This window comes from Dietzia sp., assembly GCF_036741115.1.
Classification (GTDB): Bacteria; Actinomycetota; Actinomycetes; order Mycobacteriales; family Mycobacteriaceae; genus Dietzia.
In genome coordinates, this window is record NZ_DAINST010000027.1 from 32,424 (window position 1) to 32,852 (window position 429).

Sequence of the window (429 nt, forward strand, 5' to 3'; positions counted from 1 at the left end):
CCGTGATTTTCGTGCTTGGCTTCGGCCTCGCGTTCCTCAACTGGTGGATCATCATCATCGGCGGGCTCACGCTCGTCGCCTCGGTCTGCGGACTGGTGTTCCAGTACTACCGCGGCCCGGAGACGCACTGATCTGCTAGCCAGGGCGTCGCGCACGCCCGCCGTCAAAGGCGCCTTCCACCACGCCCGGTGGGGGCGCCTTTTTCGTCGCTCGGCCGTGGGCCTTCGTGCCGTGTCCTCCGGGCTCGGCTCCGAGCCGTCGCTTCTTTCCATCGCTCCGAGCCTGTCGCCGGTCTACGCTCGGGGAATGAGCGAACGGGCGGACCTGGCTCTACGGAACGATCCAGGGTGGGCGGAGAGGCCGCTCCACCCGGCGCTGCGCGGCCTGCTCGGCAGACCGATGATCGCCTACGATCTCGTTACTCCGCCT

The 429-nt window shown here is 67.8% G+C and carries 1 protein-coding gene; it reads left to right on the forward strand.

Going from position 1 to position 429, the window contains the following annotated elements; translation table 11 throughout:
* A partial coding sequence (gene ctaF / locus V7E05_RS06185) for an aa3-type cytochrome oxidase subunit IV (RefSeq protein ID WP_333618803.1) occupies positions 1–131 on the forward strand: 131 nt, incomplete at its 5' end.
* Between the last annotated feature and the right edge of the window lie 298 nt (positions 132–429).